This window comes from Nonlabens sp. Hel1_33_55 (assembly GCF_900101765.1).
GTDB lineage: Bacteria > Bacteroidota > Bacteroidia > Flavobacteriales > Flavobacteriaceae > Nonlabens.
This window is the reverse complement of record NZ_LT627735.1, coordinates 309,187-334,477: the sequence shown is the minus strand read 5'-3', so window position 1 is coordinate 334,477 and position 25,291 is coordinate 309,187. Positions and strand designations below refer to the sequence as shown.

At 38.8% G+C, this 25,291-nt stretch carries 23 protein-coding genes; 2 read left to right on the top strand and 21 right to left on the bottom strand.

From position 1 onward, the window contains the following. Positions 1-49 precede the first annotated feature (49 nt). Together BLO34_RS01495 and lnt are read left to right on the top strand one after the other, a co-directional pair. A complete protein-coding gene (locus tag BLO34_RS01495) occupies positions 50-1,099 on the top strand; it encodes a PorV/PorQ family protein (RefSeq protein WP_090751960.1) in 1,050 nt (349 codons plus the stop codon). Between the two features lie 67 nt (positions 1,100-1,166). Further along, on the top strand, positions 1,167-2,774 hold the full coding sequence (gene lnt / locus BLO34_RS01490) for an apolipoprotein N-acyltransferase (protein WP_090751958.1): 1,608 nt from the start codon (positions 1,167-1,169) through the stop codon (positions 2,772-2,774). A 182-nt stretch (positions 2,775-2,956) separates the two neighbouring features. Here the strand turns inward: lnt and BLO34_RS01485 are convergent, their stop codons facing one another. The 21 genes from BLO34_RS01485 to BLO34_RS01385 all read right to left on the bottom strand — a co-directional run bounded on the left by BLO34_RS01485 (position 2,957) and on the right by BLO34_RS01385 (position 25,274). Further along, positions 2,957-4,348 (bottom strand): sugar transferase, encoded by a 1,392-nt coding sequence (locus BLO34_RS01485; protein ID WP_090751957.1) that lies wholly within the window; start codon positions 4,346-4,348, stop codon positions 2,957-2,959. Between the two features lie 35 nt (positions 4,349-4,383). After that, entirely contained in the window at positions 4,384-5,400 is a 1,017-nt protein-coding gene (locus tag BLO34_RS01480) for a glycosyltransferase family 4 protein (RefSeq protein ID WP_090751955.1), read from the bottom strand. Beyond that, entirely contained in the window at positions 5,397-6,779 is a 1,383-nt protein-coding gene (locus BLO34_RS01475; protein ID WP_090751953.1) for an O-antigen ligase family protein, read from the bottom strand. The genes BLO34_RS01480 and BLO34_RS01475 overlap by 4 nt, the downstream gene beginning before the upstream one ends. Continuing rightward, the gene (locus BLO34_RS01470) at positions 6,776-7,846 is read right to left on the bottom strand and encodes a glycosyltransferase family 4 protein (protein ID WP_090751952.1); all 1,071 of its coding nucleotides are present in this window, start codon (positions 7,844-7,846) and stop codon (positions 6,776-6,778) included. The genes BLO34_RS01475 and BLO34_RS01470 overlap by 4 nt, the downstream gene beginning before the upstream one ends. Positions 7,847-7,898: 52 nt before the next feature. Then, on the bottom strand, positions 7,899-9,251 hold the full coding sequence (locus tag BLO34_RS01465) for a glycosyltransferase (protein ID WP_090751950.1): 1,353 nt from the start codon (positions 9,249-9,251) through the stop codon (positions 7,899-7,901). After that, the gene (locus BLO34_RS01460) at positions 9,248-9,796 is read right to left on the bottom strand and encodes a serine O-acetyltransferase (protein WP_090756350.1); all 549 of its coding nucleotides are present in this window, start codon (positions 9,794-9,796) and stop codon (positions 9,248-9,250) included. Before BLO34_RS01460 ends, BLO34_RS01465 begins: the two co-directional genes overlap by 4 nt. Beyond that, on the bottom strand, positions 9,793-10,788 hold the full coding sequence (locus BLO34_RS01455) for a glycosyltransferase family 2 protein (protein ID WP_090751948.1): 996 nt from the start codon (positions 10,786-10,788) through the stop codon (positions 9,793-9,795). The genes BLO34_RS01460 and BLO34_RS01455 overlap by 4 nt, the downstream gene beginning before the upstream one ends. Position 10,789: 1 nt before the next feature. Further along, the gene (locus BLO34_RS01450) at positions 10,790-11,818 is read right to left on the bottom strand and encodes an exostosin family protein (protein WP_090751947.1); all 1,029 of its coding nucleotides are present in this window, start codon (positions 11,816-11,818) and stop codon (positions 10,790-10,792) included. Beyond that, positions 11,811-12,599 carry a glycosyltransferase family 2 protein gene (locus tag BLO34_RS01445; RefSeq protein WP_090751945.1) on the bottom strand — a complete coding sequence of 263 codons (789 nt, stop codon included), beginning with the start codon at positions 12,597-12,599 and terminating at the stop codon, positions 11,811-11,813. The genes BLO34_RS01450 and BLO34_RS01445 overlap by 8 nt, the downstream gene beginning before the upstream one ends. Next, positions 12,596-14,086 (bottom strand): glycosyltransferase family 2 protein, encoded by a 1,491-nt coding sequence (locus tag BLO34_RS01440; RefSeq protein WP_090751943.1) that lies wholly within the window; start codon positions 14,084-14,086, stop codon positions 12,596-12,598. The genes BLO34_RS01445 and BLO34_RS01440 overlap by 4 nt, the downstream gene beginning before the upstream one ends. Beyond that, the gene (locus tag BLO34_RS01435; RefSeq protein ID WP_090751941.1) at positions 14,083-15,231 is read right to left on the bottom strand and encodes a glycosyltransferase family 4 protein; all 1,149 of its coding nucleotides are present in this window, start codon (positions 15,229-15,231) and stop codon (positions 14,083-14,085) included. The genes BLO34_RS01440 and BLO34_RS01435 overlap by 4 nt, the downstream gene beginning before the upstream one ends. After that, positions 15,231-16,319: an acyltransferase family protein gene (locus tag BLO34_RS01430; protein WP_157686604.1), complete on the bottom strand. Its 1,089-nt coding sequence runs from the start codon at positions 16,317-16,319 to the stop codon at positions 15,231-15,233. Before BLO34_RS01430 ends, BLO34_RS01435 begins: the two co-directional genes overlap by 1 nt. 75 nt (positions 16,320-16,394) lie before the next feature. Further along, on the bottom strand, positions 16,395-16,607 hold the full coding sequence (locus BLO34_RS01425) for a hypothetical protein (protein WP_090751937.1): 213 nt from the start codon (positions 16,605-16,607) through the stop codon (positions 16,395-16,397). Beyond that, on the bottom strand, positions 16,604-18,010 hold the full coding sequence (locus tag BLO34_RS01420; RefSeq protein WP_090751936.1) for a UDP-glycosyltransferase: 1,407 nt from the start codon (positions 18,008-18,010) through the stop codon (positions 16,604-16,606). The genes BLO34_RS01425 and BLO34_RS01420 overlap by 4 nt, the downstream gene beginning before the upstream one ends. A gap of 10 nt (positions 18,011-18,020) precedes the next feature. Beyond that, on the bottom strand, positions 18,021-18,827 hold the full coding sequence (locus tag BLO34_RS01415; protein WP_090751934.1) for a class I SAM-dependent methyltransferase: 807 nt from the start codon (positions 18,825-18,827) through the stop codon (positions 18,021-18,023). Between the two features lie 7 nt (positions 18,828-18,834). Further along, positions 18,835-19,707 carry an N-acetylneuraminate synthase family protein gene (locus BLO34_RS01410; protein ID WP_090751932.1) on the bottom strand — a complete coding sequence of 291 codons (873 nt, stop codon included), beginning with the start codon at positions 19,705-19,707 and terminating at the stop codon, positions 18,835-18,837. 21 nt (positions 19,708-19,728) lie between these two features. Continuing rightward, a complete protein-coding gene (locus BLO34_RS01405; RefSeq protein ID WP_157686602.1) occupies positions 19,729-20,865 on the bottom strand; it encodes an acyltransferase family protein in 1,137 nt (378 codons plus the stop codon). Further along, positions 20,862-22,037 carry an acylneuraminate cytidylyltransferase gene (locus BLO34_RS01400; RefSeq protein WP_090751929.1) on the bottom strand — a complete coding sequence of 392 codons (1,176 nt, stop codon included), beginning with the start codon at positions 22,035-22,037 and terminating at the stop codon, positions 20,862-20,864. The genes BLO34_RS01405 and BLO34_RS01400 overlap by 4 nt, the downstream gene beginning before the upstream one ends. A gap of 51 nt (positions 22,038-22,088) precedes the next feature. Further along, the gene (locus BLO34_RS01395; RefSeq protein WP_090751927.1) at positions 22,089-23,222 is read right to left on the bottom strand and encodes a glycosyltransferase family 4 protein; all 1,134 of its coding nucleotides are present in this window, start codon (positions 23,220-23,222) and stop codon (positions 22,089-22,091) included. A gap of 1 nt (position 23,223) precedes the next feature. Beyond that, a complete protein-coding gene (locus BLO34_RS01390; RefSeq protein ID WP_090751926.1) occupies positions 23,224-24,180 on the bottom strand; it encodes a glycosyltransferase family 2 protein in 957 nt (318 codons plus the stop codon). Next, complete coding sequence (locus BLO34_RS01385) at positions 24,177-25,274, bottom strand: glycosyltransferase family 2 protein (protein WP_090751924.1); 1,098 nt, start codon at positions 25,272-25,274, stop codon at positions 24,177-24,179. Before BLO34_RS01385 ends, BLO34_RS01390 begins: the two co-directional genes overlap by 4 nt. Positions 25,275-25,291: the final 17 nt, after the last annotated feature.

The window sequence follows — 25,291 nt, the reverse complement described above, 5'->3', positions numbered from 1 at the left end:
GATATTTGCCACTAGAATTGTCGCTACCTTGAGATGTACCCTTGTATTTATGTTTTTGCTGTGTTTCGCTTTCGCGAAAGCGCAAACCTCAAGAGCCTATTCCAACGAATTCTTAAATATAGGAGTCGACGCCGCTGCGCTGGGAATGAGCAATGCCGTTGTCGCGGGAACCGGCAATGTCAATTCAGGATACTGGAATCCAGCTGGATTGATGCAACTGGAAGAGCGAGAACTTTCACTCATGCATGCCAGCTATTTTGCCAATATCGCTCAATATAACTATGGCGCTTATGCGATGCCTATTGATGATCGCAGTGCTTTTGCGTTTTCTATCATTAGGTTTTCAGTAGATGACATACTCAACACGACCCAATTAATAGACGATCAAGGGAATATCAATTATGACCGTATTTCTACCTTCTCTACAGCAGATTGGGCATTCACTCTATCTTATGCGCGTGAGTCAAAACTAGATGGGTTTTCATATGGCGGTAACGTCAAAATCATTCGTAGAATCATTGGTGATTTTGCGAGCTCCATAGGATTTGGTCTGGATATAGGCCTGCAGATGCAGCGCGGTGACTGGAAATTAGGTTTGATGGCGCGCGATATTACAACTACCTATAATACTTGGTCCATTGATGAAGATGAATTTGCCACGGTACAAGGTGCTGTTGAAAACCAAAACCAAGACCTTCCAGAAACTACTGAAATTACACTACCTAAGTTACAATTAGGGATTGCTAGAGAGTTCACTTTCCACTACGACCATGTTTTGACTGCAGAAGTTGACCTCAATATGAGGTTCATACAGACCAATGATATTATTTCCAGCAGCAATGTGAGCGCCACGCCAGCTTTGGGTCTTGAATATGGCTATACAGATTTGATATTTGTGCGTGCCGGTATGGGAAACTTCCAGAATGAATTGCAACTGGACGGTAATGACAACGTGACGTTCCAGCCCAACATTGGAATTGGTTTCAAGTACAAGGGAATCTCAGTTGACTATGCGCTTACTGATATTGGTGATTCCAGCGCGGCTCTTTATTCCAACATTTTCTCATTGAATGTGGATCTGTCTGTGTTTGGTCAATAGGTTTCTGGATACTAGCCTTTCCCTTTATCAATAACCTGCTATTTTAGTAGTCTGAACTTTCTATTTCATGTTGAAGAATTTCTTACTTGCCATACTATCTGGAATACTATTTTGGCTAGGCTGGCCCACCTATGGGTTTCCGCTATTATTGTTTTTTGCGTTCATACCATTGTTGATTGTTGAGTACAATATGCGACTACAATCTGCTAAAGCCACTGGTTGGAAGGTATTAGGGTTTTCCTATTTGACATTTCTTATTTGGAATATGGCGACTACATCATGGTTGTATTTTGCAACACCATTTGGGATGTGGTTTGCGGTGCTAGTGAACTCATTACTAATGGCCTTGGTATTCTGGTGTTATCATTTATTTGCACGCAGGGCGACTACCGGTGCATCTCTTAGTTTTCTTGCCTGCATCTGGATAGGGTTTGAATACCTGCACCTACATTGGGATTTTTCATGGCCGTGGCTCAACCTTGGGAACGGCTTTAGCGAATACACCTCATGGATTCAATGGTATGAATACACAGGAACTTTTGGTGGTACGTTGTGGGTTTTAGCTACAAATATCTCGTTGTATTTATTGTGGAAACGCTTTCGCGAAAGCGAAACAAAATTCAATCTTTTCGTTTCTGTCAAGGTAACTCGCATCTCATTGACCTTAATTGGAATTCCGATTTTGATCTCTTTGTTCTTAAAGCCAGACGATGCATTAGATGGCGATACTAGCGAAGTTGTCATCATTCAACCGAATATTGATCCTTATGCCGAAAAGTACAATACAGATAATCTAAGTATAGCAAACCTTCTATTGCAGCTTTCTCAACCTTATATAGACTCAACTACAGATCTTATTATCGCACCAGAAACTGTTCTTGCAAGATCTATCGAACTCGGCACCGTTGAATTGGAACCCAGCGTGGGGTTTCTGCAACAATATATTCAGCAACGACCTAATATGTCGTATTTAGGTGGTATTTCTTTGCTGGAAAGATTTAGGGATGAAGAGAAAATTACCACACAAAGTAATTACTATGCGCAAGGTGAGTTTTACTACAACGATTTTAATAGTGCGCTATTTTTGAAAGATGCTGCCCTTCCAGAGCTTTACCACAAATCAAAACTAGTAGTAGGCGTTGAGAACTTTCCTTATAAAAGCATTTTACAGCCCATACTAGGTGATGCGATGATAGATTTGGGAGGCACGGTTGCTACCAAAACTACTCAAGAAGATCGAGCAGTGTTTGAAACAGCCCAAGGAAGCAAAGTAGCACCCATCATTTGCTATGAATCGGTTTATGGAGATTATGTGAGCGACTATGTGAAAAATGGCGCCCAGTTTCTCGCCATTATCACCAACGACGCCTGGTGGGGAAACACACAAGGCCACCAGCAACACCTGAGCCTAGCTAGATTAAGAGCTGTTGAGACCAGAAGATGGATTGCGCGCAGTGCCAATACTGGGATTAGTGCGGTAATAGCTCCATCTGGAACCGTTACAGAACGATTAGACTATGAAAAACAAGGAGCTATTAAAGCAACAGTTGGATTATCTGATGAACTTACCTTCTACTCCAATCATGGTGATTATATCGCAAGAATTGCGATGGGAATGGGCATCTTTATTTTGCTATTCGGGATTTTTAAAAGAGGTACCATGAAGCGGAAGTGATTCTAATAATTTGGTGGTTAGATAATTTGTCAATGAATTTTCTTTTTGAAACATTTTGATAGTTTTCAAACATCCAAAGACAAAGATTTGACAAGTTGAAATTTACATTTCGCAGTTTGAAGCTTTAAATCTAGATCTTGGCACTTGAAACTTGGAACTTGGAACTTGGAACTTGATATATCCTATTGCCCCTTTAAGAAAAACACGGTACTCAAGGTTTTTACAAGAATCCGAATATCAAGAAAAATGCTGCGCTTTTTAATATAATACAAGTCATATTGTAGTTTCCTGAGATGATCATCATAAGTCTCACCATAGGAAGATTTCACCTGTGCCCAACCTGTTAAGCCAGGCTTTACCACATGTCTTGTTTCGTAGAACGGAATCTTTTCAGTTAGCTTTTTTACAAACACAGGTCTTTCGGGTCTGGGGCCTATCACACTCATTTCTCCTCTAAGTATATTAAAAAATTGAGGTATTTCATCCAATCTTGTTTTACGCAAAAACTTACCGAACATAGTAACTCGAGCATCCTTCTTGACGGTAAATTGCGCACCGTCCATTTCTGCATTGGTCACCATTGTACGGAATTTGAGAATCTCAAACTGCTCACGGTTACGACCTACCCTAGTTTGCGAATAGAATAAAGGTCCGCGATTAGCCAATAGATTTCCAATTAGTACTAGAGGTACAATAATCACAAAACCAACAATTCCAATAATGCTAATCAAGATGTCAAAAATCCTATGATAAACTTGATAAAGCCGGTTTTGATTACTTCGTGCAAAAGGGAAATATCTATAAAAATCCTTCCCAACAAAATTTACTGGGACTCGGTCAGTCATCTCTTCATAAACCTGAGAATATTCCCTTACCGAAAAACCATTCTCTACCAGCTCAATCAACCACGTATAAATTTTAGTGGTAATACCAGCAGAATTCATACTCGCAACCACAATCTCAGAAACATTTTCTGTCTTAATTTTCCTAATTGCCTCATCTACCTTAAGGACAGTGATTCTATCATCATGTCCCATTTGTATTTCCCGATCTGTATTGATGTATCCTATGATAGTGTAGTTGGGATCTGCTGCCTGTAATTGGTTGGATATCTCTACGGCATCTACTGCATCAGCTACGATTATAATTCTTTTATCAAATCTGGAACTGGCAAATAGTTTCACATAAATGGATCGCCAACTCATTAATGAAATTAGGATGGTTGCGATGAAATAAAAGATCTGTAACCTATTGTCCGGCAATGCAGGTGTAAAAAAAGGAGTCAATAAATAGGCAACTGAAGTAAACATTCCCGTATAAAAAACTCCTTGTAAAGTACTAGTGATGCGACTGGCTTTTTGCAAATCATACAATTCAAAAACGGTAGCAAAAAAGAGAATATAGAAAGCTAAAAATATAGACCAAAACCACTGATCAACATTGATCAAAAAATAATTCATGTCGAATAAGAGGCCAATAATATGCAGCGAGCAAATAACGACACATAGATCGATAACCCGTAAAAGGACTTTACGTTCAGAAATATCAAAATGAATCGAGTTAGAAGGTGCCATTTAGGGGATTAGCATTCTTATGTCAAATATATTCTTTAAGTTTTTAAAAGCTTGTGCCAATCTTTTTTGATGACGCTCCATGAGAATTTACTTACAAGTTTACGACCGTTTAGCGAGATTGATTGGGCTAGTTCATGGTTCTCAACAAGCAATTTAATGGATGTTACCATTTGATCGGTGTTACCTTCATCAACCAAAATACCGTTGAGCTTGTCTTGTATGAGATGAGACATACCTCCTACATTTGTAGAGACAACAGGCAAGCCCAGCGCCATTGCCTCTATTATACTGACCGGCATATTATCAAAGTTTGAGGTATTCAAAAATATATCTGCCTCACGACTCAACTCTACCCAAGCGCCCTTTGATAGCAATCCGGTGAACTTCACGTCAAGTACTTGATTATCAGAATATTGACGACACTCCTTCATAGTTCCATCCTTATCCGGACCTACCATGGTGAGTGTGGCCTGAGGATAATCCACCCTTATTTTTTCTAGAACTTTTACTGCCATCATCGGGTTATAGATTTCAGCAAATGATCTTACCCATAAAAGCTTTGGCTCCAACTCGGTCCTAGTTTTAAAAGGGTAATTATCTATCTCAATGCTGTTGGGAATGATGTGGAGATTTGAGTAACCCGCTTTCGCGAAAGCGGAATACAAATATTCATTGGGGCAAACTACTTCGTGTGCATTTTTCAAATAATGATTCAATACCCTGCTGTGGGTTTCCAACCTTATAGGAAGGTTACCGCCGTGGAGTATGGGAACATAATTAATCTTCAAAAAATGACACATCCTCCCGATGAATATCGCGTACCAGAAATTAAGAGTGCTGTAGGTATCGATCAGGACAACATCTACCCATTTCTTATTTTTCCACACCATCGCAAGCATTTCCATTGACCGCATAATTTTGGAAGGTCTAGAACTGGCAAATTTCAACTGATAACCTTCCTGTTCCAGAAGAGGGCCCAAGGTATCAATGGTAGATGCTGTCCTATTCCTTGAAGCCAGCTTGTTTCCTATATAAAGGATATGAATTCTCATGCTGTTTGCAGCTTCAAACGGTCGGGTATTTTTGAGGTGCTCACTTTCTTGATTGGCTTTTTTGCCTTGATCACATGCAACAGCGCCAATCCATAAAAAAAAGATGGCGCAGCAATACGCATGGCGCTATGGTTGATCGTGACAAACCAAAATATCAAAAAAGCATAGAAATAAATATTTCCACGATGGGACAATCGATAAATCAAAGGCGTTAAAATCAGAACCATTAGAGAAAGAATACCAATAGCACCATGTTCTGATAGCAGTCTGCTGGTCTCGTTGTGAGTAGCTGCTGCGTTACCGCCATTTCGGGCGCGATAGTACTTGACCTGACCTGCCCCTATTCCAGCAATGGGATTCTCTACAAATGCCTCCAGCTCGTTACTGATCAATTCTGATCTACCAGTGCTCAAATCTTCTTTTGCACGTCCTGCAGCGTCTTGATTTGCATAACGCTTGTCTATTAATCCATTAGTCACCAGTGAAGTAAATCCCCATGCTATCCCGAGACCCAGCACCAACACACCTAATTTAGGCAGCATGGCAATTCTAAAAGCAGATCGTTTTAAAAGAAAGATTGTGACTATAGTTGCCCCAATCATCATGGCCGCTGTCAGGATGCCACCGCGGGAAAAAGTCACCCATCCACGGTAGGTCATTCCCAGAAGCAGCACGATATCAATAACATTCATCCAGAAACTTCTAACTCTCAGGAACCTCACAAAACAAATAAACATACCTATACCCAGTGCTGTCGCCACTTGATTAGGTCCATAACCTCCAGACGCAGCAAAGTTGGAAGCTGTACTAGTTACCACATCCCTAATATCAGGAGTTACCAGAAATAGATACAACGTCAGCATTGCAATAGGCCCAACCGACAATTTGAGGATCTCTTCCAATCGATTTAAGGTAATCGTTCTTTGAAAGCAATAGATTGCCACAATTCCTAAAGTCACCGGTCCACTCAGGTTGAATGCCACCGCCTTACGCAGACTCTCTCCTAACGGTATGGATTGAGAAGCCACCACGATACTGGGAATCAAAAGCAGTAGATAAATCACATAGGGTATGGATTTTAAAGAAAATCCTTTCTGAAAAATACCGAGAGACATAAAAACTATGACTAAGTACTTGATGAACTCGTAAAAAAACAAGGCATCTGTCATTCTCAGAAATACTTCCCAACAGGTTAGATAACAAGCCGCCATCAGTGCCTCCTGACTGCGATCTTTGCTTGAGATGACCCTCAAAAACAAATACGCTGTTACACCATAGAATAATAATTTTGCCGTTAAAGGCAGCAACACCACCATAAGAGCCATAATCAAATGAGCTGCTATTAGAATAGGATATGGAAGTTTTTCTACCTTGATCATAGTGATTTATAAATACCCTCAAGTTTCTCGATATACGGTTCACAACCGTAGTTCGCTTTCACTCGTTCATAAAATTTATGACCAAAATCCAGTCGCAGTTCTGGATCAGTGATTAGTTTCTCTAGTTGATTACTGAAATCTTCTGATTGAGTCGCCTCAATTACAAATCCTGTATTCCCTACGACTTCCCTGCACGCACCTACATCTGTTGTCACTACTGGCAAACTTGCAGTACCATATTCGAGCAGTGCCAATGGTAGACCTTCTGATATGGAACTAAGTACACCTATCTGGCATTGTTTTAAAATATTGGAAACATCAGTTCTGGAACCTAATATAAACACGCTTTCTTCTAATCTGTTTGATTTGATAAACTGTTTCAAGGTAGCACTATAATCATCTTCAAAGTCCTTACCTACCAGTAGTAAGCTCCATTCCGGATGTGACTTAGTGAGTCCTCGCCATACGTTCAATAACATAAGATGATTCTTCTGCGGTCTTAAATTTGCTAGGCACACTACCCGGTGATCAGATGTATCTGGTATGTTAAGATCGTTTATTGTAGTCGAGCTGTTCAGGCTGGAGAAATTAGCTAAATAAAATATTTTATTGCTCAGCTGCCGTTGCGTAGCCCACGATTGAAGCTGCCTATTAACTACTATTATCGCATTGAATTTCTTTGAAATAAATTTTAGCAATCGTATTGGTCTATTTTCTAACTGTTCTGAATTACCGTAATGATCGTGCCAGATCAGCTTAAGCCTAGGTCTTGTAATTGTTAGTAGGAAAGCGGTAAAACAAGAAGTTCCATGAGCGTGCAAATGCGTGATTTTTCTCTCATTAATGAATTCATTTATTCGCCTGAGTCCTGATAAACCTATTCGACCGGAGCGGTTAGCAAATAAATAAGTAGCTCTTTTATTCAACTGTTCTTTCAATAAACCCTCTTCCCTAGTACAACATAATGCCGAAAATTCAATGCTTCCCACCAATCCATTTGCTATTTGAACCGCCATGCGCTCTGCACCACCTGGATGTAGACTATCTATAATCTGTAATACGCGCATTTAGGGAAAATTATTTTGGTTTTGGTTTTTGGAGTTTAGATGTAATGTAAAATTAGACCTTTAGTAATTTTACGATTTCCTGTTCAAATTTTTCTATCGTATAATGTTGGGACCAGTCTTGTGCTGACCGTGACATTTCTTTGTAATATTCTGGGTTTCGTAGTAAGAACATGATCTCTCTTATAACTTTATCCATTTGCGTGTAGATGAGTCCTCTGGGTTGTTCCGCTTTCGCGAAAGCTGATTTTAAATCATCTTTACCGCAATTATTTAGCATCCATGGAACACAACTTACCGGTGTAACGATGGGTATGCAACGATGCCACATAGCTTCAGCCACAACTTTGGGCCATCCTTCACTTTGTGAAGCCAAAAATACAAAATGAGCTTTTTCATATGCTTTTTTAACCACGCCTGACGGTTGGTTACCGTGAAAGGTGAATGCCGCGTTATCTTCACTTCGACTACGCTCTGTACGAGACGGAGACTTTTTTAAAGAGGACGGTTTTATATCACCATCCGTATCTTGACAATCGCTCAAGACCGGATTACTACGAGGTCCTGAATCACTATCCATTACTCGACTGTCGCTCAAGACTGAATTGCTATGAGATATTGATTCATTCTCGGCTTGACCTAGGCTGCGCCCTTTTGATGAAGTTGAATTGGCAATTTCTTTCAACTGGCTCATCATGGGGCCATCGCCGTAGAAATGTGCTCGTGCTTCAATACCACATTGGTGAAGACCCTTAATCAATTCCACCAACAATTGCGGGTTTTTGTTCTTTGATAACGTACCTACAAAAATGATTTGTACCGGACTCACCAACTCTTTTTTGAAAACCTTTCTGTCAGTTTTAGAATACGAAGCCGTGAAAAAGGGCGCTATGTTTTCCGATTGGTTTTTCCACTGCCCGTAGGCCATAACTTTGGTATTCTTACTCCATTTTGGGCTTGAAAAGAGACGCTTTTGCCAGCGATAGGATAAAGGTTGTTTTGAATTAGGGTCCCAATTCCCAGCATATTTAACGGATTTACGCTTTCGCGGAAGCAATATCGCCACCAATCCTGCTAATAACGTCAAGCTTCCAGGAGCCCGTAAATGGATGTGATCTGCTTTTTTCATCTCGCGGTAGAGAGTGATTATCTGTGCGGGTATGGCTATAATAGATGTCAAGGCTGATTTTATATTATTGAATTCTAATCTAGTTACAGCTATCTGCTCAAAATCCTGTTGTTCTAATTCACGGAGCAATAAATTATGCAAATACTTATCCGGGCATATAAAAGTAACCTGTGAAGAGTGTTTCATCCATAAATCCAGTTCTTTGGCATACGGTGCATAGGCTTGCCTATTGCCATGAACCTCAAGTATAGGTGCGTCAGAAATTACCAGAAGATTCATAAAATATAGTCATGACTGTTACGGTCGCTTACCTTGAAAGCTGGAACTCCCATGACCGTTGTTCCGGAATCAACATCTTTGGTTACTAAGGAATTTGCCGCGATCACAGCATCGTTACCTATTTTTATATCACCTGCAATAACGGCATTAACACCTATGTAAACCCGATCACCTACTGTAGGAACACCACGTTTAGAACCTCGACCGCTAACTCCTATGGTGACGCCCTGTGATATATTGCAGTTGTCACCTATAACTGCAGCAGCATTAATGATAATACCGGAATGATGTCCTATATAAAGACCTTCACCTATCGTTGCTGAATATGGCAAAGTTATACCGGTAAATATTTCTACTTTCTTTTGAAACACTACCCCTATCATTAAAATAATTCTCTTAAAAAAATTAGGAATATGGGAGCGGTAAGCGGCATTAAAGATCCTATAATAAAAAAGGGACCATAAACCCTGCTGTGTCAGCAACATGAGCAATGCGCTTTTACCACTATAGTCAGTATATCGCTTGATGTCCTTAGAAAATTTCATGGTCTTGGTTTGTTCCATAATAAAGAGAAAAGCCCGACTACCCTACCTGATGTTTCTTCAAATGCCTGCCATTTCTCCTTTGTAGTAAATATATTGAGAAATCTAATGGCAGCGAGTAGTATCGTGATCTGGTACCACTTGGTCTGATCCTTTACTAAAGGTTTGGGATTTTTGACCCGCCAGACATACCAGCCATTTCTTACCACCATCTTTCCGTATTTATAGAGGTTAGGCCTACCTGAAGCATCGTGATGGTGCTCCAATTGAGCAGCTGCATTTACATATAACTTACCTATTTTGGCGAGACGCAAGCTAAAGTCCGCATCCTCGTATAACCCATACCCTTCAAAATATTCCGAGAACTTATGGGTCTGGAGCACATTATAAGGAAAACTGGAAACCCCACCCATTAAGGTTTCCGTTTGATAAATTTTTCCCGATGGAGGCAAAAAACCTATGGATCTTCCATGGCCAAAATCCGGATAGTAGCCTGGAGGCTCCTTTTGTATTAAATTTAATCTACGTCTTAATTTGTAACGGGAACTTTCCTTGCGACGGTAGTTATCAAAATAAAAATGATTCAAATCATCTCTTTGCGGTTCTGTTGCTTTTACCCAATTCACTTCATTGATGATGTATCCACCTACGCCCATAGCTTCCGGATATTTCTGATAGGTTTCAATTATTTCCTCAAAGTAATTTTCTAACAGAATCGTATCATCATCGAGAAAAGCGACAATATCCATCTCTTGATCCACTCGCTCAATACCATAGTTGCGTTGTCTGGTAAGACCACGGTCTTTTTCCGGCACTTTGTAATAATGTAAGTTGGGAATTTCGCTTTCGCGAAAGCGAACTAATGTTTCATCATCGATGCTTCCATCAATCACTAAAATCTGATCTGGATACACGGTCTGCTGCCGTACTGATTCCAAAAGTCTAGAAATCGCAATGGGCCGCTGATACGTACAAATGATGAGGGATATTTTCATTTTACTGTTTTAATTGATTATAAACAGCCTCAAAAAACGCATGTCTTACTAAATAGTCCTTATATAACTTCCTATTGCTTTTCTGTAGAGCGAGAAACGATGAGGGATTCAATTTCTTGTGAAATTTTAATATTTGCTCTTCAATGTTTTTTTTTGGATCAATTCTACAGATGGATTTTTTCCAATCAATGATGTTCTCAAGTGGCAAAGCCACATCTGTATCAATTAGAATGGGAATGCGCCCACAAGCTAAGGATTCATAAAACCTTACTGAAAAATTACCGGCACCTCGCATACAAAACGTGTAGGCTGATCCAGTGAGGTTTGCAAAAAATTCCTGAGTTCCTCGTAACCTCTCTTCTTTTGATATATCGCCACCTCTATATTTTTTCCTGTAGATAAAGTTGGTCTTAAAATTTTTGGAAGATTCCAGCTTTTTCAAAATTCGATACCTTTCGGCAGAGGCGATAAATATAGGCTGAATATCGCTTTTATCTACCTTAAAACTCCGTTTCAAATTAGCTGCGAAAGTTGCAGCAATGAAACGCGTGGAAATAAAAAAATCCTTAGTAGCGTGCCCAGTAAATGCAATATGAGGTTTTTCTTCATAAGCTAAATAAGATAAATGAGCTTTTTGATGCTGGATGGGATCGTTAATAAAGCTTGGGACTATAATAGTTTGATCGGAATTACTGAATCGGTTTCCAGATAATCGCCAAGTCAACACACTTGGGTCCCGTATTGTTGTACCGTAATCACCTCCAGTATAAACCCATAGCTTCTTATTGTGTTTCTTAGTTAAGCTGAGCATCTTGTTGAACTCCCCAGCGTACAAGTTCGAAGTCCTTTGAGATAATAAATCCATAGGAAATATGAACGCATCAGCCTCATTGGGGTCGTCTACTAGTGAATATTGCTCATGGGTTTTCTGATGGGCATTTTCAAAATAGCATAGATCAAAAATCAGTGGATGTACAGAACCTCTATTTTCTGGTATCAATAGATCTTTGAAGGTGAAGAGCCTAATCATTTTTTGTTAATCTGGCATTTTTATAGGTGATCAAGCCACGCCTATTATCTGTATACATCAACCATTCAAAATATAGACGTAATGATCTGGCATACTGGTAGAACTTTTTACTAGTGATTTTAGCTGCTTTTGATGTCGGTAATTCTGTGGCTAAGGTAGAGGCTGTCCCCTCAATGGAATGTGCAAGCTGATCATGTGTTATCGCAATAGTTGCTTTTGAATTGGCAAGTCGTACTCCATATTCCGTTTCACCATACCTTCCTGAGGTATTTTCCTGATAGAATCCAAATCGTTGCCAAAAATCATTTCTGGCAATGAAAGGATGATCACTGTAACGATAAAAATTCTGCAGAAAGTTTTTCCAATGAAACCTAGGTATCACAGATATTTCATCATTCAAATGAATCAACTTATTGAATTTGAAATAGGAACTGAACCTAATCATATCAATAGATTTATTATCAATCATATCGCATAGTTGGTATATCCTTTTTTTGAGCTTTGCATCAAGCATAAAATCTTCCTGACAATAGATGATGTATTTTCCCTTGCATGCAGCTACACCTTTATTGATGTTCGCCGCTAGACCCTTATTTATATTAGAGCCGATTAGATTATCGTATTTAAATTCCTTGATCTTGTCAATTACATAGGCCTCACTAGCATCATCACTTACTATAATCTCATCATCTTCAGACTTAATTAATAAAATGCTTTCTATACATTTCATCAAGGCCTCAGGTCTGTTAAAGTGTGTTATCAAGAAGCTGATTCTTTTCATTCAGTTTGAATTAAGCGCGAGGCGTATTTTGCACTGGACTCCCATTGTTTTTTGAACTTCCTAATAAATTTCCATGGGTTCTTATTTCTTGAGTTTGAAAACAATTTCAATGCAAGTACCAACTTATATCCCAAGAGCTGTTGCTGCGTATAGCTTTTTTTTCTAAAATACATAATATGCGGCGATGGCTTAGGTTGAATCGTATCATCTTGCCAAGGAAATTTAAATTCACTTCTAAAACCCCCAGAAGGCGCTTTCAAATGCCTTATTTGAACTTCTGGCGCGTAGATGATATCAAAACCTGAATTCCTTATCTGCATACCGTAATCTACATCTTCACCATAACCGTGTTCCAGGGCTGGATCAAACTTGCAACAATTGACGATATCTCTATGTACGATAGAGCAACCAGAACCAAAGAACGCCCATTGAAAATAACCCTTTTGTTTTTCTTCCTCTCCTTCCTGCAAACAAGGAAAAGTTACTGCCCGAGAATGAGTTGATTTGATAAAATTAGAGATGTTATTCGATAAATCCTTGCTTACGTTCACGTCATCATCAAAAAATAGAACCCACGGCGCTGCTGATAAATCTATGGCCATATTGCGTGCATTACAGGCACCGGTTTGATGAATAAAATTATGAATAATAGCAAACGGCCATGATTCATCCTTCAAATAAGATAATTGTGAAGTGGATGATGGATTTTCATTTTGCTCAATGATAATAACGCTCACGGGTAGGATGGTCTGATCGCTTAAATCGTTCAATACATCATAAAGATATTTAGGTCTGCCCATCGTGGGAATGATCACGTCGTAATTCAGTATTTCTTTGGGTTTCTCTCTCAATATAAAAGAGGACAGATCATTCTGTTCACGTTGATCAAACTCTAAATTTCTTCTTTTATAGAATTGCGCTTTCGCGAAAGCGTAAACTGGAAATCTTTTTTCATAAATCAAATGACAGGCAAGTAGAAAAAATGTCCACCTGCGCTTGTAGTGCTGTTTTACAAATTGATATAGTTTTGTGGTCAAAAGCCTTTCATCCTGATGCATCATAGGGATTTGATAACACAAGACTCCCTTAGATTGTAGCAGTCTGGCAACTGAATTTACCCAATAGAGCAAGTCATTACCAGCAGGAAGCTGATGCGAGATTTTATTTACCAAACTTGAATGGATGTATATGGCGTTAGAACCTTTAATCCAAGTAGGGTATTTAACGCTATTGGAAACATTTATAAATGGACTGTCCTCTACGTAACCCAGGCCGTCATTGAGCGGATTATAATTAGAGATGAGTGATCGCTCAGACGGGTTCTGTCCGATTGCGTCGATAAATTCGCTAGCGTCAAGTTTGTTTTTTATAATGATGATCGGCTCAGCTGGGTTCTTTTTGGCAGTCTTATATAAGACCTCGATCACATTCTCACCAGCATGGTTACCCTCAGAAACTTTACCTTTTTCATGCCTTAAAACGATCATGATGCCAACACTTTTAGATAAAATTTTATATTGTCGTCAACTATTTTTCTTATATCAAATCTATCTTCGACTTTCATTCGAGCCTTATGGCCTAATTCAAGGCTCAAATTCTTATTATTAAAAATCGAAGTAATGGATTTGACATAGGATGTAATGTCATCTGGATGGTGCATACATCCATCCTCTCCATTTGTAATGATATCCTGAGCCCAACCTATATTAGTATTCACAACAGCCTTTTGTAGGGCCATGGATTCTATAGTTACCATGCCTAAAGTCTCTGCAAGTGAAGGAAAAACACATACATGAGCATTTTTAATTTCCGCTAGGACATTTTCATAGGGTAGAACACTTTTATAGGCGACATTCTTAACTGCGGCAGGGCTCATTTGCTTTCTCATCATTTCCCATGTCGAGTTATTCCCTGTTGCGACATCCGGAGCATCGCCCCCAACCAAAGTAAGTGTCGCATCGGGAAAATCATCTACAATTTTGTTGAAGATCTGGATAAGTTGAAACATACCCTTTTTCCTGATAAGTGTCCCAATGTTGAGGATTGAATAGGATAAGTAATCTTCTGGGCGTTCATTTTTAAATTTGTTGATCTGAATACCGTGGCGTATTACCTCAATACGGCTAGCTTTTATTTTAAACAGCTTTGCACTCAGCTCGCATGCGAAAGCTGTGGGTGCGATAAAGGCAGCTGCAGTATTAACGGCACACTTTTCCAAAAAACGGTTTTTCCATTTCTGTGGTCGTTTTTCAATATGACAAAAGTAGGTGTCGCTTCCATGAAGCCTTATTACGACAGGAATCTTAAATTTCATAAAGGCAGTAATTCCAGTCCAGTCCGGTGCCTCAAGTAGGTCGATCCCTTTATCTTTAATAAGATAATTTAAAAATCGATTGATACGCATACGGTACAAATAAAAGCCGCCTATACGATACTTCTTCTGTTTCAGTATATAAAATTGGATGCCGGCATCATTGAATTCTGCTGTTTTAGTTTTGCCATAGACGATAATGCTGACAGTTACATTAGACCTTACAAGCTCTAACGCAAGATTTTTGATACTCGTACCCAGACCGCCACTGGAGCCTATACGCTCGTGAGGATATTCAGGTGTGAGAAAGGCTATGTGCATTATTTAATAAGAAGTGATGGGACTGATCTTCCTAATTTTATGAAGGGTCGTTCGATGAGATTATATGTGATTTGGCTTATTAACGCTGTCGTTCCTAAAATTATCAGTAGCATGACAAAGTAATTACAAAGATTCCAGACTAAGGTTGTGGGCTCAAAAATTTGAATAAAATTGAATTTGACTATAACAAATAACACAGCAAAGTGAACCAGATAACAGCTGTAACTGATCTTTCCAAAGTAGGATAAAAATCCAATATTCAAGAAGTCAAATTTACCCATCGATAATGCCACCATCAATGTTGCAAATACCACGGAGTTTAATAAATGATGCATCGTAAAATCATCCCAAAAAACGAATAAAACAATGATGGTCATCAAGAGGAGTAGATAACTAAAATCGTTAGAGAAAAATTTTTTTTCTCTTATTATCTGAAATCCTACTATTCCAATTGCAAAAACAGGTAACTGATTGAAAATGTTATAAAACAAAAATTCATCCAGTAATAAAACTTGCTCAAAATGAAATAAACGCTTCATTACAAAACTACTTACTGCACTCATGATTAAAGTGATCATCAAAAAATTAATGCTACCCTTAAGACAACTTACGTATTTATAATTGAGTGGAAACATAAAATAAAATAGAAACTCCACACTGATTGACCATCCACCCAGAACAATCGCATTAATCCACTCGGGATTCAAACTGTTCAAAAACACAAAATTTGAAACTATATTGAAAATTGTGATCTGATTATGTCTCAAAGGTTCATGATGAATGTTGAAAATTATCATCATTGAAAAAATGAAAATTCCTAAGTAATACATTGGAGCGATCCTGAAATACCTTCTAAAAAAAAAGCTGCCAATTGTGTTGGATCCTTTTCTTTCTCTTTGCTGTTGCGAATAGTACAGTGTAAAGGCACTTACTATAAAAAACAATTGAACGCCTCTCGCACCTTGGGAAAAAAAAAGGGACAATTCTGGGACATATATTTTTGAAACGTCTTGATATGTATGGTAAACCATGACCATTAAAATGCCTATACCTCTCAATGAATCAATGAATTCAAATCTTTTTTTCATGGTCATTATAAATTCCTACTAATTACTTCTCGAGCACAGGTACTATAAATTATTGGTTGACGCATTGAGATGATTTTAAAAGACAAAAAGGTTCCAACTTATTTTACCTCTAGAGATACCCAACAATATGACATCTGAACTGATCTCTCCTTCTACTATTTTATCCCGTTCCTCAAGTGTACTCCCAGAAATACTGCGCAAACTGTAATCTACTATCGCACCTAGAATAAAATTTGCCACGATAATTATTGAAATAGTTAAAAAAAGATATTTTAAAAAGGATTTCATCTAGGCAATATTTCCGCAATACCCTTCCATATACGTTCACTGGCTTTATTAGGAGAATCAGATCTATTGACGACTTCATACCACTGTTTTGTTATGGACACTGGATTCAATGCTCCATCCAGTAGGCCTTTGATTCCCTCATATATTTCAGATTTATTATAGGCCCAGACCACGCTTTTTTCTCGGTCCGGCATAGACCTAAAATGAATATACTCATAATTTTGACCTATGTCACGTATCCCTTTTTTAAGTTGCGGCTGTTCATAGTTGGGAAAGATGGTCGGCTTCCCGTGAATTACAAAGTCAAATACCATACTCGAACAGATGTTTACCACCATCTCGCTATGGTAACACGTGTTAACCAATCTAGCAAAATCAGCCTTTGTAGGCATCACCTGATTCCAATGCTCTCCCATAGGTTTCCATAAGGGCGCGATAGTAGTAATTACGTCTGCATACTTCTCAAGGACCTTGTCATAACGTCCTGTGAAATCAATCGGCACCTGACGGTAAATAATGGCCAAATTATAACCTTCATCCCGTAGTTTTCTAACGGCAATTGCGGTGTCCTCCAGATAATACTGGTCTAGCGGCGATGTCGTCTGATCATCACCAGAAAAACAGATGTATTGTGTATCCTCATCCAGATGATGCTCTTCACAAAACTGCTTTCGCGAAAGCAGAATACTATTATCATAATGAGGTTCAAATTGCGGCGTGCCCGTCACAAAAATCTGTTCGGGAACAGTCTTTGGGTAATATTCCAACATTTGCTGTTTCATTAGATCTGACCATACAAAATAATAATCTGTCTCTATCGTGCTCATACCCTTGGGCAAATTATCCCAACTGTAGATCCAGCAGGCCGTCTTGATTCCCAGATCCTTGGCGGCCAGCATGGGTGCTATAGCTTGTGTGGCACGCTGCGTTGTGCAAAAAACCAAATCTGGCTGGTGTTCCTGCAGTTGAGTCTTGGCTTTCTGGTATCTATCTGTAGATCGTTCTGCTGCATACATTTGATCCATAAGGCGCTGCCAGCCATGCGGTGTGGCGTTGAATCTTTCGTGAAATTTCACGAAGGCACTTTTCAAGAAATGCTTAGGTCCATTCCATTTCAATGGGAATCGATAGGTGTTATAAACATGATCATTTGCTCGCTTTCGCGAAAGCGCTAATTCCACCCTCTTGCGAGCATGACTCAATACTGGAGTTTTGGGATGAATTTTCGTGCTGCCTATATGAAGCTCTTTGTAACCTAATTCACTTTGTATGGGAAAAATCGTATTGTTCCAGTAGGTAATGTCAAAATCTAGCTGCTCGCCTATTTCCTTGAAACCGGTGAAAGCAAAATTGCGTAGACCGACACCGTCAGGGAACAAGATGAAAACTTTCTTACTATGCATCGATTTCACACTATGATTTTCTAGTTACTAAAACTTCAATCAGCTCTGCCCTAATTCCGTTACTCAAGTCATCGATATGAAAAATCTTAGTGTTTAAATTAGAATATTTCTTAATAAATTCGATGATATCAAAGCCCCAATGCATTGTTACAGGTGAACCATTAGGATCTACAACATTTCCATGCCACTCTGGTTCCCCTAAGAAATTTAATTCACCGTTCTCATCAATAGTAGCCCATCGCTCCGTTTTTTGGTGCTTGTTGACCAATGGAACTGTAAATATGTGTGCACCGCCTCTCTTCAGTACCCTACCGATCTCTTGAAATGCTTTTGCTGGGTTGAAAACGTGCTCCAATACATCTTGTGTGATTATTAAATCAAAAGAGTTATCCTCGAAGGTTAAATCTTCCAGATTCTGGTTCATCCAATTATTTACCTGGCTTCCGTTTTTATGATTCGGGAAATATTGTGAGCAACTATAATCAGCTGCATACTTTTTTAGCTTTAAACTTGTTCCCCTGTTTCCAGGTGAAGATTCATGTATTTTTAAGGATCGCCAATTCGGATATTCCTCTTCAATGACTCTCATTAGAGCTCGCTCACGCGGTATACTCTTACAATCATCACAGAAAAAATAATCTCTGAGCCAGCTATTTCTAGAACTAAAGGTTACTTTTTGATCGCAGCAATTACAGTAACCCTCGTACTTAAAATAAAAATCATTAGCCAGCAAACGGTCCACTGTGATAGTCTTTACCTTTTTTTTATAACTGTAAAGCCTGAATTTCACTCGTTTAAACAATGAAAGTAAATTCATTTGACAATCATTTTCGATATTTTAATTTATCGCGCTGCACTTGTTCTATAGGTAAAATATCTGTCTCTTTGTGTGTCAACGCTTGATGAACCGCACGGAGATCTCGCGCCAGCTTTCTCATACCGGCCGGTTCAAGTGACGCGCTATGGTCCGTTCCTTTCCATGTACGGTCCAGCGTATAGTGCCGTTCTACAATGTGTGCCCCTAGTGTATAGGCCGCCACATCAACTGCAATCCCCAGATGGTGGCCTGAAAACCCGATAGATTTTACCCTGTCACCATATTCTTTTGTTAGGGTAGTAATATCCAGCAGGCAAACGTCTGGAAAAGGTACCGGATATCCTGAGGTACAGTTGTATAGAACCAGATCCTTTGCACGGTTTTTACCTTCAAAAAACTCAACGATGGTTTTAATTTCATCACGTGTAGTCATACCCGTAGAGGCATGGATCTCACCGTTATAATTTTCACACAACCAGCCCAGCATTTCAAAATGATTGTTGCAGGCGCTGGGAATTTTGATGAAATCTGGTTCAAGGGTTGCGATTTCTTTTGCACTGGTTACATCCCAAACGCTTGTAGCATATATAACTCCCATTTCTTCACAGTAGGATTTTAACTCTGCATGCTGGTCTACATCAAATTCCAAAAATTCGCGGTGTGCCCCATAGGTATCGCCATAAGAATTAACGGGATTAGGATGCGGCGCCTCATATTGCTCTTGTGTTAGCAATTCAATATTATGTCTCTTTTGAAACTTGATGGCATCCACCTTGCAAAATATGGAGGCGACCTTTATCATTTCTTTGGCGATTTCCATATCGCCTTTATGGTTCCCACCTATTTCTGCGATGGTGAACGGTGGTTGGTATTTATTCATAAGTTTTACTAATTTATAAGATCAGATTATTCTCAATCTGCTTCTAAAGCGCATGATAGGTTTTTCAAAATACCTATAAATGAAAAACGCTAACCCAATAGTTAATAACCAATATAAAAAATAGCTTAGTAATACCTTAAAATACGAATTGAAATAAGTCATACTATCCCAATCAACAATGTTCAAAATCCAATATTGGACTATTGATAGATTTACCAAATACATTGGATAAGAAATTAAGCTGATGAATGTAACTATTTTATAAACTAGTCCTTTCCCATTCTTTAAGTGGCTTAAAAAAGGTAGTAAAAATAAGGTTGCTATAGAAATTAGGCTAAATGAGAATACTGAATTAAAAAAACCTATCGCGCTATAATCAATTGGCGAAAATTTTATAAAAAGAAATAATAATAAACCAACAAAAAACAAAGCATTCTTAAATTTAAACCATAGTACACGATAATATTTTGAACATACTGCACCTATTACACCATACATAATACTATCTAGTCTTGTTACCACACGTCCTGATAGCAATTTCGCCCAAGCCTCGCCGTCAACAATTTCTCCATGAGCGTATAAAGAATAGCGAATAAAAGTAGAGCCAATCAACAACAAAAGAATGGAGTAAAATATCACCCATCTCCTATTGATTTTAAAAACTACAATACCAACAAACAGAAGAATGGGAGTTAATAGGTAAAACCATTCTTCAATAGATAGACTCCATGCCTCTGGAAAGAAATCTGGGTGTTTATTTATAAGATTTTGTGAGAAAATGAAGTAAGAGAAATAATTACTGATTTGAAACCCATTAGTAAACAATAGATTTAAACCAAATAATATTAACAAGATCAGTAAATAATTTGGTAAAGTACGTAGCCAACGTCTCAACCAAAAATCAATTAAATGTAAATATGAAAATTGTGGGTTTTCAACAAGGTTGAGAAGAATCCTTCCTATTAAAAACCCACTTAAAACAAAAAAAATCGCTACACCATCAAATAAAAAATAATTTACATACATATAGTTTTCCCATTCCATCAAATATGCTCCATGGCCAAAAACAACGAATAATATAGCTAAACAACGTAGAAAATCTAATCCATAAATTCTTGAACTTGATATTCTTAAGCTATAAATCATCTTATAGCTCACGTAAAATTGTGATTAAATCGATCGTTATACTTCATGATGAACTCACAGGCTTCTCGTATGGCTCCTGCCGCGCTGTGGTTTGAAAGAACGAGGTCTGCATGACGCTTTATTTCCATGGTCGCATTTGCCGGAGCAAATGACCATCCTGCGGCACAGATGTTTGCCATATCATTAACATCATCACCTATATAAGCGATTTGTGAAAAATCTAAATCTCGCTGTGCTATTATTCTTGATAGAAGGCTGTATTTATCCTTGACTCCCAGGAAAACATCTTTAATCTTCAATTTCTTCATACGGCTGGCTACAATCTGAGAGTCTTCTGAGGTCATTACTATAACTTCTACATGATTCTGACGTAGGATTTCCAGTCCCATACCATCCCGCATATCAAACTTTTTCATGACTTCACCATCACGACTATAATACACGCAACCATCAGTAAACACTCCGTCCACGTCAAGTATTAAATGCGATATGCGGCTGGATTGCTTTTGCTTTTTAAGTCTGGCTGCCAGGAGTTCTTCAACAATGAGCCAGTCGGTTAGGGAATCGATTTCGGTGAGACTGTCTTCAGGCATTTTTATCGTGGCAATTTTACCGCTGATGCGGTTGTTGCTTTCCCTCCACGCCTTTTTAGTAGTGACATAACAGGCTCCGTTCTCTATGAGTTGACCCTCAAAATCCTGGCGGCGTGGTCGGCTCATAAAATCATAATTACTTGCTGTGCCGTTATTATTCCATGTAAATCTATGTGTGTTTACCACGGTCAATGCTGCATCATAAGAAGATTTATTGACTACGGCTTTCAAACAGTTGTTAATATCTGCTGCTACAGTAAATGGACTTGTCGCTTGCAATAGACAAAATACGTCAAATTCTGGTTGTTCATTTTCTATGAACTCCTGAATGGCAAGTTCTGTTGTTGCGGTATCGCTTGCACTCGCTTCACTGCGTTGTACGGTTTTTATCTTTTTTGTCCACTGGTATTCCCGATTAATGAAATCGATGATTTCTGTATCATCTGTGTATATGAAAACCTCATCCAATTCGGAGGCAATGGCCTCGCCCACCACCCAGCAAAAAAGAGGCCTGCCAAGAAGTTTCTTCTTGTTTTTTCCTGGGATCCCTTTTGATCCCTGGCGCAATGGTATAAAACCTATGGATTTCATGTAGTTGGGGTTGCTGGCGCAATTTAGTGGAAAGTCAACATATTTTAAGAATTATCCTTCCGCTACTTGGTGATATGCATCGATAACTTGGGAAATGACAAGATCTCGATCCAATTTTGGTGCTAATTCGTTATTATTAAACGAGACTGCCTTTGATCGATGCTCTACAGAAAGTAAGGCTTTATTGATTACTGATTTAATTTGCTCTACATCTTCACAATCATTGATCAAACTGCCATTCGTTCCATTCTCAATGATTTCTTCAGTTGAACCACCCGGATTAGATTGAATGACATAAGCGCCGGCACACATCGCCTCCAACATAGTGTTAGGCATCCCATCACTATTGGAGTTTCCTATATATATCATAGCAGAACCCATCAATTTTAAAATTTTTTTATGGGGTAGCAAATGGTGAATCTGAATGTTGGGAATATCGCTTTCACGAAAACGTAATACTGCAGGATCCTCTGCTCCAAAAACCACCACTTTGAAATTACTTAGAGAATCTGCAATTTGTTCCAGAGCGAGCAGAACTTTTACAGATCGTCCAGATCTATTTTCATATCCCTTTACTAGAATGACATCGCGCATTGTGTAAGGAATTGTTTGTGATTCAATAAATTCCAGATCAAAACCGCCACCGCCCGGGAACACTCCCAAAAACTTGCCAGAAAACCCCAAGTTCACCGCAGTCTGATGATCCCGATGGCAATCCGTAAACAGAAAATCAATTCTGGGCAATATTCTCTTAATGTCCTCTAAGTAGGATGTTTCGTTTTTGTAATAATATAAATCACTACCCCATGAGCTGTAGATCCATTTGATTTGTTGAAATTTAGCCATCACGTTATAAATGGGCGTGCACGAAACATATAATGCAAAACTATGAACAACATCTGGCTGCACAACTTTCAGTGTTTTTTCAAAAACAGTATCTACTCTATGGTCGAATCTATTGGATAAGAAATTAAATAGCGTTGGCAACTTCTTTTTAAACAACGTACGTCCACGGCTTTTTAAAAATCCCTTCTTCCAATCCGTTATCTGGGTCATCCAGCTCATTGAAGGCGCATAGCCCTGATCCAATACATCGAACCAGAATACCTCATGACCGCTATTACGCAGCTGCTCACTCCACCTGCGGAAGTGAATCGAATTCATCGAAACCATCAATATCTTCATCTTATTTATTCATCGAGGTTTTAATGGAATAAAAATACCATTTAACGTGAGCCCATCTTGCTTGATACTGCATCAGTCCAATAAACTTGCCGATAGCTTTCATATAAGCACCCTTTCTGTTTAGCGCAGTTATCAGTTCTCTTTTATTTTTGATTAGCCCCTTAATAAGCTGTGTTTTTACGCTTGACAACTGTTTATCATTTATTAATTCTTCAAGAATCAAAACATTTTTTGAGGATACTTCCACTGCATTGAGGCGCATACTTGCACTCACGCCTATTTGCCTACGATAAACCGCGCTAATATCAGGAATTTTTGCTGCCTTTGATCCAGTAGAATGGAGAACCATTAAATATACCGGCCAGTCGCCGTAAGGAAAATTTAAAAAATACGAGGGCAAATCCTGTAAACGATCAAAATTTTTGAATAACGATGTGGGAGCGCTTATTCTATTCTTTAATGCCATCTGCTCAACAGTATAGGATGCGATTGTATTATCCTGTTTTGCTGTAAAAATATTATCACCATCCTCATATGCACAATGAGTTCCAACAATAGCAAACTCTGTATTGTTATCTAAAAAATCGACTTGCTTTTGAAGTTTTAAAGGGTCTGTCCAGTAATCATCACCATCACAGATAGCAACATATTTTCCCTTGAGTCTCTTTGCCGTATCTACAAAGTTTGCAATTAGTCCCATATTGGTCCCGTGGCGCACATAATCAATCTGATCTGTATATCTCTCTTTGTATTGCAAACAGATCTCAGATGTACCGTCTGTACTAGCATCATCACCTATCACAATCTCATATGAAAATTGCGTCTTCTGTTCAAGTATAGAATCCAGCGTTTGAGCGATATAGGATTTCTGATTGAAGGTGAGCAAAAATACACTGACAACAACGATTGAATTATCATCGCGTACCGTATTCCTTTGGCTGTATGTTGAGTCAGTCAAGCGTGGTTGTTTAAACGTATGATGAAATCTAAACGCCTCTTCTGTCGATCAAATTTATATTTATAAGGATGATTGCGAGTAAAGGAAACTAGCATTTCAAGAAAACGCTCGTTGACATGCTCCATAGACATATATAAGGATGGTTTTCCTTTACCGATAATAGATTTCAATCTGGCCTTCATTATGTGTATAAGAGGTTCAGTTTGCACCGTTATGTGAACGGTCTGTGGTATGTTGATTTCCAGCAATTGATTTACAATACCTATAATTTCATGTTGAAAAGGTTTTACTTCTAGTCTAATATCAGGGCTTTGAAGCATTTCATACGCATTTTTGCCGCACATCACTCCCCATTCTTGAGCTTCGTTCGCTTTGATACGGTTCAAATCCCTAGTGAATTCGCTGTACCTGTCATTGATGCGTTCCAGATACTTATGAAATGGCGCAAAACTGATGGTAGATCTGTAATCCCTCAGGTGCCACTGGTGAAGAAAGTACGTGGAAATTGATTCAAACTTCACTTTGAAACCCGCATTCTTAAAACGGTCGTGTGCATCTGTATCCTCGGCTCCCCAACCGTGATAAAATTCATCAAATCCATTGATGGATTTCAATGCCTCTGTATCAAATACCGTAATTCCCGTTGCCTCTCTAGAAGATTTAAAACTAATGGCGTAATCATCAAATTTTTGATTTTTCTGACTCTCTTCCTCTGTTAACATTCCTACACTATAATAGTTTGCTTGATCACGCTGCCATTTTTGGCTCTGCTCATCCAGGAATCTAGGGTGCCATATCATATCCATGTCACATACCATAAAATATGTGCTTGTCGCTTCTTTAAGTATCATATTGATACATCGGGATTTATTCCACAACTGACCTTGTACTGGACATAGAAGTATTCGAACTTTAGGAAAGCTGAGGAGTAAGGTCTGAAGTTTGTCTTGATAACTCAGACTACTCCCATAATCTACTAACCATAATTCAACACCTTTTCCCAACTGCGGCTGGATGGAATCCAGACTGCGCCTAACCGTTTTGAGATCACGGTTGCGATTAGGGATCACGATGGTCAGCAATTGTTGTTCCAATGAAATAATGTCGTAGA

Bases quoted from the DNA above. Each gene is read 5' to 3' on its own strand.
- BLO34_RS01400 (WP_090751929.1), bottom strand. From the start codon at position 22,037: ATGAAATCCATAGGTTTTATACCATTGCGCCAGGGATCAAAAGGGATC.
- BLO34_RS01425 (WP_090751937.1), bottom strand. From the start codon at position 16,607: ATGAAATCCTTTTTAAAATATCTTTTTTTAACTATTTCAATAATTATC.
- BLO34_RS01430 (WP_157686604.1), bottom strand. From the start codon at position 16,319: ATGAAAAAAAGATTTGAATTCATTGATTCATTGAGAGGTATAGGCATT.
- BLO34_RS01415 (WP_090751934.1), bottom strand. From the start codon at position 18,827: ATGAATTTACTTTCATTGTTTAAACGAGTGAAATTCAGGCTTTACAGT.
- BLO34_RS01485 (WP_090751957.1), bottom strand. From the start codon at position 4,348: ATGGCACCTTCTAACTCGATTCATTTTGATATTTCTGAACGTAAAGTC.
- BLO34_RS01435 (WP_090751941.1), bottom strand. From the start codon at position 15,231: ATGCACATAGCCTTTCTCACACCTGAATATCCTCACGAGCGTATAGGC.
- BLO34_RS01410 (WP_090751932.1), bottom strand. From the start codon at position 19,707: ATGAATAAATACCAACCACCGTTCACCATCGCAGAAATAGGTGGGAAC.
- BLO34_RS01455 (WP_090751948.1), bottom strand. From the start codon at position 10,788: ATGAAAATATCCCTCATCATTTGTACGTATCAGCGGCCCATTGCGATT.
- lnt (WP_090751958.1), top strand. From the start codon at position 1,167: ATGTTGAAGAATTTCTTACTTGCCATACTATCTGGAATACTATTTTGG.
- BLO34_RS01440 (WP_090751943.1), bottom strand. From the start codon at position 14,086: ATGATCGTTTTAAGGCATGAAAAAGGTAAAGTTTCTGAGGGTAACCAT.
- BLO34_RS01450 (WP_090751947.1), bottom strand. From the start codon at position 11,818: ATGATTAGGCTCTTCACCTTCAAAGATCTATTGATACCAGAAAATAGA.
- BLO34_RS01470 (WP_090751952.1), bottom strand. From the start codon at position 7,846: ATGCGCGTATTACAGATTATAGATAGTCTACATCCAGGTGGTGCAGAG.
- BLO34_RS01460 (WP_090756350.1), bottom strand. From the start codon at position 9,796: ATGAAATTTTCTAAGGACATCAAGCGATATACTGACTATAGTGGTAAA.
- BLO34_RS01420 (WP_090751936.1), bottom strand. From the start codon at position 18,010: ATGCATAGTAAGAAAGTTTTCATCTTGTTCCCTGACGGTGTCGGTCTA.
- BLO34_RS01495 (WP_090751960.1), top strand. From the start codon at position 50: ATGTTTTTGCTGTGTTTCGCTTTCGCGAAAGCGCAAACCTCAAGAGCC.
- BLO34_RS01465 (WP_090751950.1), bottom strand. From the start codon at position 9,251: ATGAATCTTCTGGTAATTTCTGACGCACCTATACTTGAGGTTCATGGC.
- BLO34_RS01395 (WP_090751927.1), bottom strand. From the start codon at position 23,222: ATGAAGATATTGATGGTTTCGATGAATTCGATTCACTTCCGCAGGTGG.
- BLO34_RS01475 (WP_090751953.1), bottom strand. From the start codon at position 6,779: ATGATCAAGGTAGAAAAACTTCCATATCCTATTCTAATAGCAGCTCAT.
- BLO34_RS01480 (WP_090751955.1), bottom strand. From the start codon at position 5,400: ATGAGAATTCATATCCTTTATATAGGAAACAAGCTGGCTTCAAGGAAT.
- BLO34_RS01445 (WP_090751945.1), bottom strand. From the start codon at position 12,599: ATGAAAAGAATCAGCTTCTTGATAACACACTTTAACAGACCTGAGGCC.